General features: G+C 63.0%; 8 protein-coding genes. 1 reads left to right on the forward strand and 7 read right to left on the reverse strand.

Annotated features, from left to right (window positions below; all coding sequences use genetic code 11):
- The first annotated feature begins 84 nt into the window (after positions 1-84).
- Positions 85-2,403, forward strand: coding sequence for a polyribonucleotide nucleotidyltransferase (pnp, locus tag QHC67_RS11730; protein ID WP_319294525.1), 2,319 nt, complete (start codon positions 85-87; stop codon positions 2,401-2,403).
- Positions 2,404-2,726: 323 nt separating this feature from the next.
- Here the strand turns inward: pnp and QHC67_RS11735 are convergent, their stop codons facing one another.
- From QHC67_RS11735 to QHC67_RS11765, 7 genes are all read right to left on the reverse strand, one after another.
- Entirely contained in the window at positions 2,727-4,598 is a 1,872-nt protein-coding gene (locus QHC67_RS11735; RefSeq protein WP_319294527.1) for a CHASE3 domain-containing protein, read from the reverse strand.
- Between the two features lie 108 nt (positions 4,599-4,706).
- Entirely contained in the window at positions 4,707-8,747 is a 4,041-nt protein-coding gene (locus tag QHC67_RS11740) for an LVIVD repeat-containing protein (protein ID WP_319294528.1), read from the reverse strand.
- On the reverse strand, positions 8,747-10,606 hold the full coding sequence (locus QHC67_RS11745; RefSeq protein WP_319294529.1) for a hypothetical protein: 1,860 nt from the start codon (positions 10,604-10,606) through the stop codon (positions 8,747-8,749). Before QHC67_RS11745 ends, QHC67_RS11740 begins: the two co-directional genes overlap by 1 nt.
- Before the next feature lie 3 nt (positions 10,607-10,609).
- On the reverse strand, positions 10,610-12,574 hold the full coding sequence (locus tag QHC67_RS11750) for a heme-binding protein (protein ID WP_319294531.1): 1,965 nt from the start codon (positions 12,572-12,574) through the stop codon (positions 10,610-10,612).
- A 1-nt stretch (position 12,575) separates the two neighbouring features.
- Positions 12,576-14,000 carry a multiheme c-type cytochrome gene (locus tag QHC67_RS11755; protein ID WP_319294533.1) on the reverse strand — a complete coding sequence of 475 codons (1,425 nt, stop codon included), beginning with the start codon at positions 13,998-14,000 and terminating at the stop codon, positions 12,576-12,578.
- A gap of 124 nt (positions 14,001-14,124) precedes the next feature.
- On the reverse strand, positions 14,125-15,558 hold the full coding sequence (locus tag QHC67_RS11760) for an aldehyde dehydrogenase family protein (protein WP_319294535.1): 1,434 nt from the start codon (positions 15,556-15,558) through the stop codon (positions 14,125-14,127).
- 42 nt (positions 15,559-15,600) lie between these two features.
- Positions 15,601-17,247, reverse strand: coding sequence for an acetolactate synthase large subunit (locus QHC67_RS11765; protein WP_319294537.1), 1,647 nt, complete (start codon positions 17,245-17,247; stop codon positions 15,601-15,603).
- Positions 17,248-17,253 lie beyond the last annotated feature (6 nt).

Below are 17,253 nucleotides of genomic sequence, written 5' to 3' on the forward strand. Positions count from 1 at the left end.
GGCCAAGGCTCTCCACCCATGGGTCGTTTGGACCCACCAAAGGCCCCGCCATGCAATAGGGCATCGCGGGCGAAGGAAATAAATATGTTCGACGTAAAGAAAGTAGAAATCGAGCTGGGCGGCAAGACCCTCACGCTCGAAACGGGCCGCATTGCGCGTCAGGCCGACGGCGCTGTGCTGGCCACCTATGGCGAGACCGTGGTGCTGTGCGCCGTGACCGCTGCCAAGTCCGTGAAGGAAGGGCAGGACTTCTTCCCGCTCACCGTTCACTATCAGGAAAAATTCTCCGCAGCAGGCCGCATTCCCGGCGGCTTCTTCAAGCGTGAGCGCGGCGCGACGGAAAAGGAAACGCTGACCAGCCGCCTGATCGACCGTCCGCTCCGCCCGCTGTTTCCGGAAGGTTTCTACAACGAAATCAACGTGATCTGCCAGGTGCTCTCGTTCGATGGCGAAAGCGAGCCCGATATCGTCGCGATGATCGCGGCTTCGGCAGCGCTCACCATCTCGGGCGTTCCCTTCATGGGCCCGATCGGCGCGGCGCGCGTCGGCTACAAGGATGGCGAGTACAGCCTGAACCCGTCGATGGACGATGTTAAGGCCGGTGAACTCGACCTGGTGGTCGCGGCCACCAACGATGCCGTCATGATGGTGGAGTCGGAAGCCAAGGAGCTGTCCGAGGACGTCATGCTCGGCGCCGTTTCGTTCGCGCATGATGCCTGCCGCAAGGTCATCGGTGCGATCATCAAGCTTGCCGAGAAGGCTGCCAAGGACCCTTGGGAAATGGCCGCTCAGGCTGATCTTTCCGCTGCCAAGGACAAGCTGAAGAAGCTGATCGGCAAGGACATTGCCGCAGCGTACAAGCTGACCGACAAGTCGGCACGCTCCAACGCGCTGAACGAAGCCCGCGCCAAGGCGAAGGAAGGTTTCTCCGACGCCGCGCCGCAGGATCAGATGGCTGCCCAGAAGCTCGTCAAGAAGCTGGAAGCGGAAATCGTTCGCGGCGCGATCCTGAAGGATGGCACCCGCATCGACGGCCGTTCCACGACGCAGATCCGTCCGATCGAAGCCATCGTCGGCTTTCTGCCCCGCACCCACGGGTCGGCGCTGTTCACGCGTGGCGAGACGCAGTCGATCTGCACCACGACCTTGGGCACCAAGGACGCCGAGCAGATGATCGACGGGCTGACTGGGCTGTCGTACGAAAACTTCATGCTGCACTACAACTTCCCGCCCTATTCGGTCGGTGAAGTCGGTCGCTTCGGCGCGCCGGGTCGTCGTGAAGTGGGTCATGGCAAGCTGGCATGGCGTGCGCTGCACCCCGTGCTGCCGAGCAAGGACGAGTTCCCCTACACGATCCGCGTCCTCTCCGACATCACCGAATCCAACGGCTCCTCGTCGATGGCTACGGTGTGCGGCGGTTCGCTCTCGATGATGGACGCAGGCGTTCCGCTGAAGCGTCCGGTGTCGGGCATCGCCATGGGCCTGATCCTGGAAGGCAAGGACTTCGCCGTCCTGTCCGACATCCTGGGTGACGAAGACCATCTTGGCGACATGGACTTCAAGGTTGCCGGCACGTCCGAAGGCATCACCACGATGCAGATGGACATCAAGATCGCCGGCATCACCGAAGAGATCATGCGCAAGGCTCTGGAGCAGGCAAAGGAAGGCCGTGCCCACATCCTCGGTGAAATGAGCAAGGCGCTGGGCGAAGTCCGCACCGAGCTTTCCGCTCATGCGCCGCGCATCGAGACGCTGCAGATCGACAAGTCGAAGATCCGCGAAGTCATCGGCACCGGCGGCAAGGTCATCCGTGAAATCGTCGCGGAAACCGGCGCGAAGGTCGATATCGACGACGAGGGCCTGATCAAGATCAGCTCCTCCGATATCAACCAGATCGAAGCCGCGCGTAAGTGGATCCTGGGCATCACGCAGGAAGCGGAAGTCGGCAAGATCTATGACGGCAAGGTCGTCAACCTCGTCGATTTCGGCGCCTTCGTGAACTTCATGGGCGGCAAGGACGGTCTCGTCCACGTTTCGGAAATCCGGAACGATCGGGTCGAGAAGGTCGCTGACGTTCTGAAGGAAGGCCAGGAAGTCAAGGTCAAGGTCCTCGAGATCGATCCGCGTGGCAAGGTTCGCCTGTCGATGCGCGTCGTCGATCAGGAAACCGGCGCCGAACTGGAAGACACCCGTCCCGCACGTGAGCCCCGCGAACCGCGTGGCGATCGTGGCGGCAGAGAAGACGGGCGCGGTGATCGTGGTCCCCGTCGCGAAGGAGGCGATCGCAATCGTCGTGACCGTGGTGGTCGCGGTGGCGAACGTGGCCCGCGCAGCGAAGGTGGCGACAAGACTCAGAATGAAGGCGATGCCGGTGGCCTGCCTGATTTCCTGACGCAGGACTAATCGGCTCGGCCTTCTGGGCTGTCTGAACAAAAAAGGGCCGTCCGGTTTGTCCGGGCGGCCCTTTTTCTTGGCTGATTATGAGGTGCCGGTACCTCTACGGGACAGGAATCAGGTGCGCTCGTCCGGCAGCATTTGCGCCAGTGAAGCCCATGCCTGATCGCGTCTGCGCCTGATCTCCCGGGCGAAGTGCTGGCTTACATGGCGGCGGTCCCGGCGATGCCGGTGAGAAGACAGGGAAGCTTCATCCATGCCGCCTCGTACTCTCCGGAGGGGCAGGAGATCCGATCCAATCGACAGGTTGCCACCTCTCCGCGACGAGTCGTTCAAGTGGCCTGGTCGCTGTCCAGAACCTGCCGCACCTTGCGCGCCAGTTGGGTCAGCGTGAAGGGCTTCGACAGCAAGGCGACGCCCGGATCCAACATCCCGTTATGAACAATGGCGTTCCGGGTGTAGCCTGTGGTGTACAGCACCTTGAGATCCGGGCGGGCGATGAGCGCGTGGTCGACGAGCTTCCGGCCGTTCATTTCCGGCATTACCACGTCGGTGAACAGCAGGTCTACGCGGGGCTGATTGGCGAGAACCGCGAGCGCCTCTGCGGCGTCGGCCGCCTGCACGACGGTATAGCCAAGGTCGCGCAAGCCATCGACGGAGACATTGCGCACTCTGTCCTCGTCTTCCACGACCAGAACGATCTCGCCATCACGGGCAGCCAGAAGATCGTCGGCGAACGATATCTCGCTCGGTCCGGTCGCCACGTCATGAGGGCCCATGTGCCGGGGCAGGTACAGCTTGACGGTCGTTCCCTCGCTCACCTCGGAATAGATCTTCACATGGCCTTTCGATTGTTTGATGAAACCGAAGACCTGGCTGAGGCCAAGGCCGGTGCCGCGCCCGACTTCCTTGGTCGTGAAGAACGGTTCGAACGCACGCTCGATAAGCTCGCGTGACATGCCCATGCCGGTGTCCGTCACGGCTATGACGACATACTGCCCTGCGACTACCTCTTGATGCGCCGCTGCATAGGCGTCGTCCAGATGGGCGTTGCTCGTCTCGATGGTCAGCTTGCCGCCATCGGGCATGGCGTCCCGCGCGTTGACGCAGAGGTTCAGGATCGCGTTTTCAAGCTGGTTGGGATCAACGAAGCTTGGCCACAGGCCGCCTGCAAGAACTGTTTCGATCTGCAGAGATTCGCCGATTGTCCTCCGCAGCAGCTCCGACATGCCGCCCACCAGTTTGTTGGTATCGATGGCGCGCGGCTCAAGTGGCTGTTGCCGCGAAAAGGCAAGCAGGTGAGAAGTGAGCTGCGTTGCGCGATGCGCGCCCTCCAGAGCGTTTTCGATATTCTGCACGATGCGCTTGTCGATGGTCCCGCCCAGCCGTCTTCGGGCGATATCCAGCGAGCCTACGATTACCGCCAACATGTTGTTGAAGTCGTGCGCGATACCGCCCGTCAACTGGCCAACGGCCTCCATCTTCTGCACCTGACGCAATTGCGCTTCCACCAGGGAGCGGCTCTGCGCTTCCTCACGCAGTTGCGCATTGCTGCGGGCCAGCGCACTGCCGGCGGTGACGGCTTCAGTCAGGCGGGCACGTGCATGGCGCACGGCAAACATCCCCAGCACCATCACCGTCAGCCCGCTCAAAGCAAGCGCCAGTCCAATGCATATCCGCTGCACACGAGAGCTGGCTTCGCGCTTTCGAAGTAGCTGTTGCTCATGCGCGCGCATGTCCGAAATCAGGCGCCGTGCATGGTCCATCGTCTGCTTGCCGCGTTGAAGCTCGAGGATGTCTATGGGAGCGCCCATTTCGAACTTGGCGATCGCGAGGCGTAGATATGCTTGCCTTCCGGCAGATATTTCCCGAAGTCGATGCAGCCGGTCCGACTGCGCCGGATTATTCGCGAGCAGTTTTTCGAGGGCAGCAAACTCTGGCGGCAAATTCTTGATCGCCAGATCGTACGGTCCCAGGAACTCGCGGCGTCCGGTTAGCAAATAGCCGCGCTGCCCCGTCTCGGCGTCCTGCAACCGAGACAAGATACCCGCCAACCGGCTCTGCACTTCCAATGTCTGAGTGATGGCTTGTACCGACTTGTGCTGCTGCACCGAAAACCAGATGCTGCCGCCGATGGCCAATGCCAGGAGCACGAAGCCCGCCACCAGGGCGCGTATCGATCGGTCGTTCCGGACAGTCAGCACGGCCCCGCTTACCCCCAGTTTCGATCAGATCATCGTGAATTTACCTAGGTATAGGAGCAAGGATATTGATTTGCATCTATTTTTTAAGTTTGACCCTTCGAACGGGCTCTATCGGCTGGCCGCCTTGAGGGGTGGTCGCCAGTCCTTCATGTCCACGTCATCGGTGACTTTGTAAGGTATGCCGCGCGGCGAGAGGAACAGGCGCTCCATCTCGCTGCGCGTGAAAGGCCGCGAGCCGAGGCGTCCGAATACGGCGATCTGACCGCCGGTCTCATCGACTGCGCGATCGCGATCCAGCCCCTTGGATAGTGCCAAAGCGGGGGAGGGTGTGCGGGCCCAGGCAATCAATTCGGGCTTGGGTGCCGGCGAGAAGCCGTAAAAGTTCGGCTGGCTCGCGGGGCTGGTGAGCTGCACGACCTTCAGACCGTTGCGACCGTCCGCCACATAGGCGAACAGCGAGGCATTGGTGGTGCCTACGATCACGTCCTCGACATCGTTCATCGCGCCGCCGAAAGTCTCCTTGGCATAGATCAGCGGCCGTATCGGGTTGGTGATGTTGACGATCACCAGCCCGTCCGCCTTGCCCGCGACATAGGCATAGGTCCGCGCCAGGTAGACGCGACGCGCATCGGCCAGCGGCACTGTGCCTGAAGGGACGCCGACAGGATCGGTGAGCTTGGTCACGTCGAACAGCTTCAAGCCATCCGCGTCCGTCACCCAGAGGTAGCGGAACTGGATGGCGCTCGCCCGCGCATCCTTCAGCGGCCGGACGGCTGCGAGGTGCGGCTTCAGCGGATCGGACAGATCGACCACGACGAGGCCGACATCCGCAGTGATGTAGGCGATCTGCCCAGCCAGGGTGATATGACGAGCGCCCTTCAGCACATTGTCGGGGTTCCACGTCGCGGCGCGTTTCAGGAAGTTGTTGCGGAATTCGCCGTCGGCCATCGTCTCGATGTTGACCATGACGAGCCCTTCCACACTGTCGGTGACGGCGGCGTAGGAATAGATCGGCAGGAACGCCTGCTCCTGATTGATCTCGCGCAGTTCCGGCGTGCTGCGCAGCGGATTGATCGGCTGATTGGTCGCGATGGCCATGCAGGTCGCGTTGGTTGTCTTGACGCGGGTGTTCTGCCCGAGCTTCGAGAACGGCGCGCTGACGATCCGTTCCGAGAAGCCCTTGTTGGCGATCGAAGCGACGTCGTAGACGTGGAAGCCGCCCCTGCCCTCCGCCACGAACATATATTCGCCGCGCAATTGCAGGCATCCGACCCGGCCGGCGGTGCCCTGGACGATGTTCTTGAACTCCTCCATCGGCTGCGTTTCGCCCGAGGCTTTGGCGTCGAACGCCTTGCCGCGCACCCAATCCTTCAACTCGCGTTTGTTGTCCTCGACGTGCATGCGCCAATAATCGGGATAGGCGTATTTCTGAAGGTAGCTGCCGATCACCGCCTGCGGCTCGTCCCATTCGGTGACGCGGACTGCCTCGAACCCACCCTCCAGGCCGGTCCATGCATTCAGCCCGACGAAATTGACGAAGTTGGTGCCGAGCAACATCAGCTGCGACATGATCGCGTTATTGTCGTCCTTCGCGGACAGGTGGCAGTCGGAGCAGGTCTTGGTCTCGGTCGTGCGCACCGTATGCGGGAAATGCGGCGCGAAGGCCTGCGAGGAGAAGCCGATGCCCGAAATCGGCGGCTGCTGGACGTAGATCCGCTCACGGTTGAGGTTGGTGGAGGACAGCACCAGTGCGCTGGTGGAGCGCACCGGCGTGATCTGATTGCCCTTGGTCGTCATGTGGCGGCCGAGCTGGAACATCTCGTCCCGCGCGACCTGCGGATTGTAGGTCGCGAAGTTGCGGGTTTCCTCGCCATCGAAGTGATGGCTCTTGGTCTTCCAGTTCGCCTCGATCGGCAAGTGGCAGCCGCCGCAGCTTGTCGTCCAGCTGAGATGACAGGTGAAGCACGCCATCTTGTCGTCCCCATGTGCGCGGTCTTCCTGCGCGACGCCCGGTCCGAAGCCGAAGCTGCCATCTTCCGCGCCGCTCTTGCTCATCAGCTTGGCGCGGGCGGCGCGGGCGTTGAAGTGCGGGTTGGCCGGGTCGACCGAGTTCTTGACGAGGCTGACTTCCCATTCGAGGTTCGGATCGACGATGGACCGTTGGATCAGCTTGCGCCGACCGCTGGCATCATAGAACCATTCGAACCGCCGCTTGCCGTCCGGATTGCGCAGCAGCGCGAGGTTCGTGCCGTTCGGCGGCGCGGCCGGGCCGGAGGTGAGCAGAGTCGGCCAGGCGTCGGCAGTGCCATGGCAATCCTTGCAGCCGATCTCGATGGCGTTGGCGACTTCGCCGTAGATATAGCCATTGCCATGGCTGTCCTGCCCGAAATGGCAGTCGGCGCATTGCAGGCCCTTTTCAGCGTGGATGTCCATCATGTGGACGGTTTTGCCGGGATTGGTGCCGGGCTGGACGAACTTCGGCTCGTCCTTCTTGCGCCATTTCTCGGGATCGTCATTGGCGACGATCTTGCCGTCCTTGTCCAGCAGATTGCCTTCGCGGTCGCGCTTGAAGATGCCGCGGAAGTTCCAGCCATGGCCGTGATAGTCGGCGAACTGGGTGTCCTTCGCCTTCTCGTTCAGGTCATAGACGTTGCGCAGGAAATCGACGTCCGACCAGTTGCCCTTGGGTGAGGCGGCTTCGGGATTGCGCTCCAGCACCTCATGCACTTCCGCGGCGGTCGGATATTTCTGCTTCTTGGGCCACATCAGCGGGGCGTCGGATTCATAGTCCCACATCGTGTAGCCGAGGTAGCTGTTCAGGAAGATGTTGGGCTGATGCATGTGGCAGTTCATGCACTGCGCGGTCGGGATTGCGCGGGTGAAGGCGTGGCGGATGGGGTGCCCGCTTTCCTTGGCGGCGGCGATGGGGTGCTCCGGCTTTTCGGCGCCGTGGCCGGGGGCGACAGTCTCTCCATGCGGACCTTTCAGGCCGCCATGGCCGACTTCCGCATGTTCCACCTTAGCGGCGATCGTCGGATCTATCGTCGCGCTCTGCCCGTCGCGGCCATATTGCGCGTAGACAAGGCTGTGGCGCGGTTCGCGGTCATTGGCATAGACGACATGGCAGCCCGAACAGCCCGAATGGCGATAATCGCCCGGCTGGTCGTTAGTGCCCATGAACCACATGAAGGGGTCATTGAGGCGCGTCTTGTGGATATTGAGCGCGGGAATGGCGACGCGAAGGCCGGTGCCGGGGCCACGGCTGGACTGCTTGAGATCGGGGCGGCCCGGTTCTTCCAGCCGCTGGATCGATCCGGTGGGATTGGGCAGGCCGATTTCGGCAAACTGCGTCTGGATATTACGCCCGCCGCGCTCGAACACGCGGAACACGTCGCCCGGCGGAATGACCTGCCAGGTCGGCAAAGGGTAGAGTTCCGCCAGCGCGCCGCGCTTCTTCTCGGCGTCGGTCAGCGTGCCGGGAGGATTGCCCGGCGTCACGATCTTGGCGGGCTTGCCGTCGCGGGTATAAGCCTCGCCGAATATGTAATTCTTGAACGGCACTAGCCCGTTATTATAGGCCGCTCCGCCCCACAGCATCGCGCCGGACGCCATGATCGAGCGCTCCGCCGCCTCGATTGTGGCAAGATGGCAGGACCCGCACGCCTCACGCGCGACGCGGTAGTCGGACGGGTTCACGAAGCGCACGAACTCCGGCGCTTCCTTGTTCAGCAGCGTGTAGGTGCGTTTCGGGTTGGCGGAGGAGGGGTAGTGCCAGCTCTCGGGATAGGTCGGCAGCACATGCGCCTTATCGCGCGCGGCGGCATATTCCGGGGCGTCGAAGCCTAGCGCCGGGTTGCCGCGCACGCTCGCATTGCCGCCATGGCAGTCGGTGCAGCCCAGCATCACCGCCGGAGTCGCGTGCATTGAGGGCTCGTCAGTCTTGGTGTGGCAGCTATAGCAGCCGTCGGATTTCGCCGCGACCTGCTCGGCAGTCTGGCTCATCGGTGCGGCGGGGGCGACCGCATAGTTCCGCTTCACCGGCTTCTCGTCGTCGCTCGCCTGTACGATCGCGACGGGGATCAACAGCGCCGCGAGCAGGAGCAGCGCCCATGCTTTCACTCGGGAGAGAAGGTGAAGCAGGCCGCGCATCAGTAGCTGACAATCAGATTGGCGAGCACCGAATAGTAATTCCGGTGGCTGTCGCGGTTATCGAAAAGATCCCTGAAGCCCTTGCCGGGAAGCAATGCCGCGCCTGACAGCCGGAACACGATGTTCTGCGTTGCCTTGGGCCGCCAGATCGCGGCAGTGGACAGGTCCCAGCCGATCGACTTGGGAATGCTGCCCTCCACCCGCAGCGCTTGCAGCGTGGCGGTGTTCTCGAACCAGAGATGGTTGGCGTTGGCGGAGAGCCGTAGCTCCGGCGTCACGTCGAAATCCGCGCCTGCGCCCACCAACATCGTGCCGGGATTGTTGAAGTTCGACTGCCCTTGCTCCTTCGAGGATCGCAGGGAATTGAGGATGCCGTTGCGTCCGTTGATGCTGATGACGCGCCCGCCGCCTGCAAAGGGGATCGTCTGCCTGATCCAGTAACTGGTATCGGCTCCGGCGAAAACGGGGTTCTCGAAAATGGCGTCGAAGCCGTTTTCGCTATCATCATAGGGATCGCCGTCGCCGCTGGCGTACAGTCCGGAGAGACGGAAGCGCACCCAGTCGATGTCGTAGCTTGCCTCCGCAGCGGCGAAGAAGGCGCGGATTTCCGCTTTTTTGCCGGTGAAGAAGCTGTTCCGGTCCTCACCCAATGCGCCGTACAGCGATGCAGTCAGGTTGATGCGGCCGATCCGACCGTCCGCGTTGTAGCCCAGATACACGACATCATATTCCCGCCCGCGCAGATCGCCGAGCAGGGCAGGGCGCACCGGGAAGCCGTTGTCGTCGATCTCGACGTCATTCTTCTCCCGGTTCATGTTGTAGACTGCGGTAATCTGGCTGGTGAAACTGGGGATCAGGAAGTCCTGCCGATAGACGTTGGCGAGGAACACGAAATCGTCCCGCGGGCGCTGCACCACACTGTTGAGGCCGCTGTTCGTGTCCTTCTCCAGTCGCCAGAAGGCCGCGAGATTGAACTGGAAGCGATTGTTGTCGCGATTGCCGAACAGGCGGATGCCAAGCTGCTGGTCGTTGAACAGGAAGCCGCGAAAGTCCGACTGCATCGGCTGGATGCCGACGCGTAGCGAGCGGAAATCGTAGCGGTCTGACGTGTTCGCGAGGTGATAATCGACGAACAATTCCTGTACACCCAGAAAATGATCGGTGCGGTGGCTGGGTTTGGAGGGCTGGACGAACAGCACACGACGTTCAGGGACATCCACATGATTGACGTTGAACGCCAGCGCCACGCGATATTCGATCTCGGGCGGCTTGAAGGCCGTCGATCCCTTCACCAGCGATGCACTGGCGATGAAGGTTTGCGAGAAGACGAAGCTGGCGTCCTTGCCGAACACGTCGAGGCTGCCGGGGCGCTCGGTGGTCTGCACTCCGACGGGAATGGGGAAGGTGCGCGGCTCCAGCACCGTGTCGCTGACGGCGCTCGCGACGAAGAACCAGTCCTCGCCCTTGATCGGCAGCCACTTCACCTTCTCGCGATTGATGGGCCGGTCGCCCTTCAGCGTGTTCTGATTGTACGGGTCGAACCAGCGCTCCTTCACCAGCCCCAGCGACTCGATCAGTCGCCAGCGGTCCGGAACCGGCACCTGATCGGTCGGGAATGCCTCGGGCGGCGGGGCGCGGAGGGCGCCCTGATTGTCCTGCGTGACCTTGTCCGGCAGTTCCTGCTGAAAGCCAGGACGGCGGCGGCCATCGATCAACTGTTCGTCAGCGTCCGCCTGCGATTGATGTTCCGGCGCGTCGATGATCTCCTGCCAATTGTCGGGCGGTGGCGGAGGCACAGGCTCTCCGGGCGGCTGCGCGCCCAGCATCGCCATCAGCGGCAGGAGGGAAACTATGGCCATTTGCTACAGCCCGCCGCACGCATCTTGGGCATTGGTGTCGAGGAACGGCGCGAACGGGCAGCCGACATAGCGTAGGCGGACGCTGGCATTGTCCAACTGCACGACGATCTGGTCGGACCGGATCGCGACGGGCGCATTGCCGATGCCGCTGGTGCGCTTGCCGCCATTATTGACGCCCAGGAAGCTGATCATATCGTCCTGATCAATGCCGTCGCCTGACACGCCGATGGCCCCGACCAACACATTGCCGCGATAGATCGGCACTGAGCCAGGGAAGATCTGAATGCCGTTCTGAAGCCGGTTCTGGTTAGGGGCGGGAGCGGGGAGAGCCGTGCAGCGCTGCGGTGTGTCGGTGGGCGTCGCGCCGGTGACGAAGCCGAGATGCGCGGCGAGGTCGCCCAGGATCAGCGCCGATTGCAGCCCGGTGGAGAAGGGGTTGAATTGCGCGATGGGGCGCGAGAACGGGCCGTTCGGGCGGCCGACTTCACCATCGGGGAAATAGGGGCGAGAGATCAGGCCGTTCGCGCGGTCGGTAAAGGCATATTTGCCAGTCAGCGCGCTCTGATCGTTGAAGAAGGTCCGTGCCTTGGCGACGAAGGCACGGACGTCCGCGCTGGGGTTCAGCAGCAGCTCTTCGCCCGCGCGCGCGCCGGAGAAGAACGCGGCGGTTCGCGCCTTCTGCAACGAAACGTCCGTGCCGAAGATCGGCGCATCGGGCGAGCGCACCACGCCCAGTGCCTGTCCGCGCGTGTCGACTACGGAAATCGACACCTGCGCGCGGCTGTCCAAAGGTTGGCGGATTTGCGCGCGTGCCCGGCTCATCACAGTGAAGGCTTCTTCGATCAATGCCGTGACTTCGGCGGCGGTGAGCGGCTGCGCGACATCGCCTGCATCGGTGGCGGCGCGGATGGGGAAGCGATTGTTGCCCGACCCGTCGGTCAGGATGAACGCATCGCGATTGGAGAACTCTGCCGTGCGGGACGGGCGGATGCCGGACGTCTCGCTGCCATAGGCCGTGCCCGCCAGGATCGCCGGAGCCGGGTCGCCATAATAGCCGCGCACCGCGACCAATGTACCGAGCGCCGGGTTTGTCGCGGCATAGCTCGCCACACCAGTTGCCATCAGGCGGTCATAGGTCGCGTCCGAGTAGCGCAGCAATGTGCCGTCCACCGAAATGCGGCTTGCGCGGATGGTTTCCGGCGTCTCGAAGCCGACCGTTCCGGCCAGCGCGATATATTCCTCCGGATCGTTGTCATCGTCCAGGATGTTGGGGTCGGAGCCATAGACGCCATCCGCCATCACGCCGATGCCGCCGACGACCACACCGTTCTTGTAGAGCGGGAAGCCGCCCGGATCGGCAGCGAGACCGAGTGGCGAGCGCTTGGGCCCGATGAGCGCGCCCGCGCCGGACGAGGCGAACCGCGCCGCGAGATCCGAGCACGGTAATTGGCTGAACTGCACGCCGTAGAGTGGCCCGCTCTCCAGCCCCACGGTCGTCGGCGCGGGCGGGAAATGCTGCTGTACGATCTGGCTCGCCGTGCGTGTCGAGAAGGCATTGCCGCCGCTCGACAGATATGCGCCGGTTATGGCCTTGGCGATGGCGCCTGCCGCTGCCGGTACGGTCAGGTTCTGCGCGTCGATATTGTCGCCATTGGGTGCGGCGCTGGTGGTTGCGGTCGCGCGCGCGCCGGTCATGTTGAAGATCGCCAGCACATTGCCGACCCGGTCCGTCACGGCAATCACGGCGGGAAGGTTGCGCGCACGCGCTTCGGCCGCTGCCCGTGCGACAATGGTTTCCACGTCCGCGACGCTCAGTGATTCCTGCGCGGGCACGGCGTAGAGGCTGGCCGGCGTCGGCGACGGCGCGGGGGAGGGCGTGGGACTCGGCGCTGGCGAACTGCTCCCGCCCCCGCCGCAGGACGAGAGGACCAGCGAAGCTCCGGCGAGGAAAGCGGACAGCCTTTTCATGTCAGTGCAACGCCCCGATGCTGCGCGACGCGCTGCCCAAGGCGGCGCGGAAATCGACAGGGCGATAGCTGTTCGGCTCCCTTACGGCGGCGTAAGCGCGATTGATGTCGCCGCGAATTCCCGCTGCCGCGCCAACCGTCACCCGCCCGGATCTCACCAGCGCGTTCAGCAGCGTGTCCACGCCCATCACTGCCTGTACCGATCCCTCATAGTCCGTGAAGCGAGACGCGATGCTGGTGCTGGCGATCCTGTCGATGATGGCAAAGCCCATGTCGCCGCCCAGCCGATCACTCGAAAAGTCCGCCGCCAGTGCCGCGGCGCTTGCCGCGAGCTTGCGGGCTGCGGCAACGCTGCTCGGTCGGTCGCGGCCCATCGCGGCGTGGAAAGCGCGGCTGTCGGCATCGAAGCGCGCCGCAAGACCCGGTGCGGCCACTTGCGCCGCCGCGGACAGCATGATCAGATTCTCGTCATTATAGGGCGGCATGCCTGCCGGGATGGGGCGACCGGGATTGCTCTCCCACGTCTTCACGCGTGCATCCTGATCGGCAATGCGGCGGTGGCAGCTATGGCAGTCCAGGAAATAGAATTCGGGGAATACGCCTTCGGTGCCGCGCGCGCTGGCATAGAGGGAAAGCGACCGTTCCAGCGCCAGCGCCTGACCCACGGCCCACATGCGCACGCCGTCGGGCCTGCCTTTGCGCTGAATATAGTCCGGATCTTCGTTGTGGTGCGCTTGCAAAGTCGAAAACAGATCGAGTTCGAAGGCGATGCGTGGATGTCCGGCGGCCATGATCCGGTGCGTTACGAACTGGCCCGGCTGGTCGCTGCCGAAATGGCAGTCGAGGCAGACCGCCGCCCGCTCCGCGGGGCGATCCAGCGGGATCATGCCCTTGGCGACGTTGCTCGCATGGGTGACCCCTACCGCATAATGCGATGCGATCCAGCCGGAAGCGGGGCCATGACATGCCTCGCAGCCGACACCATCCTGCGTGTGGAAGCGCGGGCCGCGCTCTGCCGATGCGGGCGTTGCGTGACAGCCTAGGCACGCGCCCGCCGCCGTGGGATCCCCGATGCCCAATGTTGCCGCGATCTGCTTGCTGCGTGTGCCGGACAGCACGGCAAAGGCGCGGCTATGCGCGCCGTCCTGCGTTGATGGTTCTTGCCAGCGCATCAATTCGTCCTGACGCACGATCTTGCCGTCGGCTTCCATGCGTCCGTGGCAGGTGGTGCCCGCGCAGGACGCCACCCCTACGAAGCCGCCAGGCCCGGACGATGTAGAGACGGAAGTGGACGACGGAGCGGCATCGGCAGACGTCATGATCCGGCCCGGGAGTCCGCCCAGCAGCAGCGCGCACAGCGCAAAGGCCGTCAGCAGCATGACCGCCGCCATGGCCCGGATGCGGACAGTTCTGCCCCCGAACGTCATTTGCACGCCCCCAATTCGCGCCGGACCTTTGCCCGACGCGCCCCCCGAATATTGCGCGCGACCGCTTTATCTTATGTAATTGTCCCTAGCCTCGACCGGGGCCTTCTTACAATCCGAAATCGGCTCAGTTGCGCCGGATGACGAGGTTTCTGATCTCGGTCATGTCTTCCATGGCGAACTTGATGCCCTCGCGGCCCAATCCGGAATCCTTGACGCCGCCATAAGGCATGTTGTCCACGCGGTAGCTGGGCACGTCATTGATCACGACGCCGCCCACGTCCAGCCGGTCCCATGCGTCGAACATCTTGAACAGGTCGCGCGTGAAGATGCCCGCCTGCAGCCCGAATTTGCTGTCGTTGACCTCATCGAGCGCCGCATCGAAATCGCTGAACTTGCTCAGCAAGGCCAGCGGCCCGAAGGCTTCCTCGCGGTAGGCATTGGACGAGCGGTCGACATTCTCCAGCAGCGTCGCCTCCAGCATCGCGCCTTCGCGCTTGCCGCCGCACAGCAGCTTCGCGCCGCCCGCGACGGCTTCCTGTATCCAGCCGTCCAGACGCCGCGCTTCGCTTTCGGAGATCATGGGGCCGATGAAGACGTTCCGGTCCTTTGGATCCCCCGCAACCAGCGTTTTGGTCTTGGCGACCAGCATATCGCGGAACCGGTCGTAGATCGATTCGTGGATGATGATTCGCTGCACGCCGATGCAGCTTTGCCCGGACTGGTAGAAGGCGCCGAAGATCACCCGTTCCAGCGCGTCATCCAGATCGGCGTCATGGTCAATGATGACGGCCGCATTGCCGCCGAGTTCCAGGATGACCTTCTTCTTGCCCGCCTTGGCCTTCAGGTCCCAGCCCACGCCGGGCGATCCGGTGAAGGACAGCAGCTTCAGTCGCTCGTCCTCGGTGAACAGGTCCGCGCCTTCGCGATGCGCGGGGAGGATGGAGAACGCGCCTTCGGGCAGGTTCGTCTCGGCCAGAACCTCGCCCATGATGATCGCGCCCAGTGGCGTCCGGCTGGCGGGTTTCATCACGAAGGGGCAGCCCACAGCGATGGCGGGCGCGATCTTGTGCGCGGCAAGGTTGAGGGGGAAGTTGAAGGGTGAAATGAAGGAGCAGGGGCCGATTGGCACGCGTTTCCAGATGCCCTGATAGCCCTTTGCGCGCGGCGAGATGTCCAGAGGCTGGACTTCGCCAGTTATGCGCACGCTTTCTTCGGCGGCAATGCGGAAGGTGTCGATCAGCCGTCCGACTTCGCCTTCACTGTCCTTGATCGGCTTGCCCGCTTCCACGCATAGCGCAAACGCGAGTTCTTCCTTCCGTTCCTTGAAGCGGTCGACGCAATGCTGCAACACGGCCTGCCGCTCATAGGCCGCCATCCGTGCCATCGGTCCCGCCGCGCGGACGGCCCCTGCAATACCCTCCTCGATCGTCGCCTTGTCAGCCTGCGCGACGCGGAATGCGATTTCGCCACTATATTTGTCGGTGACTTCGAGGTCGGTATTGGGCTGCTGCGCCTTGTTGTTGAGGTATAGCGGATAGACGTCCTTGAGCTTGGTCATGCTTTCTCCTTGGCCCATCGGGGATAAGGCCAGTAGGCTAATTCAGAGCGCCGCGCTCAGTTCCTTGATATCCTTGTTCAGGATCTGATCGTTGTCGGCGTAATCGACCGGGCAGTCGATGAGGTGAACGCCCGGCGTGTCCAGGGTGTGCTTCAGGATATCGGCAAGATGAGCCGAGCTTTCAACCCGGTGGCCATGCGCGCCATACGCTTCTGCATACTTCACGAAATCCGGGTTGCCATACGTCAGTCCGAAGTCCTCGAAACCCATGTTTGCCTGCTTCCAGCGGATCATGCCGTAGCTGCCGTCGTTCAGGATCAGGACGGTGATGTTGAGGCCCAGACGGACCGCGGTTTCCATCTCCTGACTGTTCATCATGAAGCCGCCATCACCGCAGATCGCCATCACCTTGCGGTCGGGATAGACCATGGCGCTCGCCATGGCGGAGGGCAGGCCCGCACCCATCGTCGCCAGCGCATTGTCCAGCAATACGGTATTTTGTTGGCGCGCGGGATAGTTGCGCGCGAACCAGATCTTGTAGACGCCATTGTCGAGGCAGATGATCCCGTCGTTCGGCATCGCCTCCCGCACCTTGCGCACGAGATAGGGCGGGAAGATCGGGAAACGATCATCGCCGTCGAGACTGGCGGTATGCGCCACTTCCGCCTTGCGATAGTCCAGCATCTTTTCGCAGGCCCAGCCCTTAGGCACGATGTCTTCCTTCATCTGCCAGATGGCGTTGGCGATGTCGCCGATTACTTCGACCTGTGGGAAGTAGACCGGATCGACTTCCGCGAAGCGCGTCGAGACATGGATGACGGGGCAACCACCTTCGTTTTTCATGAAGAAGGGCGGTTTTTCGATGACGTCATAGCCGATATTGACGATCAGGTCCGCCGCGCCGATCGCCCGATGCACGAAATCGCCCGCGGAAAGCGCGGCGCAGCCGAGGAATTTGGGGTGCGTCTCATCGATCACGCCTTTGCCCAACTGCGTCGTAAGGAAAGGGATGCCGGTCTTCTCCACGAACTGGAGCAGCATCCTCCCGGTCATTTTCCGGTTCGCGCCTGCGCCTATCACGAGGATGGGGGACTTGGCTTTTTCCAGCATCTGCACCGCCGCGCGCACCGCCTTCGGATCGGCGGAGGGGCGCCGGGCGAGGCTCGGCTTGATCGGGCGCGAGTCCGTGTGCTCGTCCGCGACGTCTTCCGGGAACTCCAGATGCGTCGCCCCGGGCTTCTCTTCTTCGGCCAGACGGAAGGCTTCGCGGACGCGGCTGGGGATATTGTCCGCGCTCGCCAGTTGGTGGGTATATTTGGTGATCGGCCCCATCATCGACACGACATCCAGGATCTGGAAACGGCCCTGCTTGCTCTTCTTGATCGGCTTCTGGCCCGTCACCATCAGGATCGGCATGCCGCCCAGCTGCGCATAGGCGGCGGCCGTCACCAGGTTGGTCGCGCCGGGTCCCAGTGTCGCCATGCACACCCCGGTCTTGCCGGTGTGCCGCCCATAGGTCGCGGCCATGAACCCAGCGCCCTGCTCGTGCCGGGTGAGGATCAGCTTGATCGTTTTCGACCGGCTCAGACTGTCGAGCATGTCGAGGTTTTCCTCGCCGGGGACGCCGAAGATATATTCGCAGCCCTCTTCCTCAAGGCACTGAATGAAAAGGTCCGAAGCCTTCGTCATAAATTA

Source organism: Sphingobium sp. (genome assembly GCF_033795625.1).
Lineage (GTDB): Bacteria > Pseudomonadota > Alphaproteobacteria > Sphingomonadales > Sphingomonadaceae > Sphingobium.

What these genes read in the sequence shown, in the direction of transcription:
- pnp (WP_319294525.1), top strand. Translation starts at nt 85, where the DNA reads ATGTTCGACGTAAAGAAAGTAGAAATCGAGCTGGGCGGCAAGACCCTC.
- QHC67_RS11740 (WP_319294528.1), bottom strand. Translation starts at nt 8,747, where the DNA reads ATGCGCGGCCTGCTTCACCTTCTCTCCCGAGTGAAAGCATGGGCGCTG.
- QHC67_RS11745 (WP_319294529.1), bottom strand. Translation starts at nt 10,606, where the DNA reads ATGGCCATAGTTTCCCTCCTGCCGCTGATGGCGATGCTGGGCGCGCAG.
- QHC67_RS11750 (WP_319294531.1), bottom strand. Translation starts at nt 12,574, where the DNA reads ATGAAAAGGCTGTCCGCTTTCCTCGCCGGAGCTTCGCTGGTCCTCTCG.
- QHC67_RS11755 (WP_319294533.1), bottom strand. Translation starts at nt 14,000, where the DNA reads ATGACGTTCGGGGGCAGAACTGTCCGCATCCGGGCCATGGCGGCGGTC.
- QHC67_RS11760 (WP_319294535.1), bottom strand. Translation starts at nt 15,558, where the DNA reads ATGACCAAGCTCAAGGACGTCTATCCGCTATACCTCAACAACAAGGCG.
- QHC67_RS11765 (WP_319294537.1), bottom strand. Translation starts at nt 17,247, where the DNA reads ATGACGAAGGCTTCGGACCTTTTCATTCAGTGCCTTGAGGAAGAGGGC.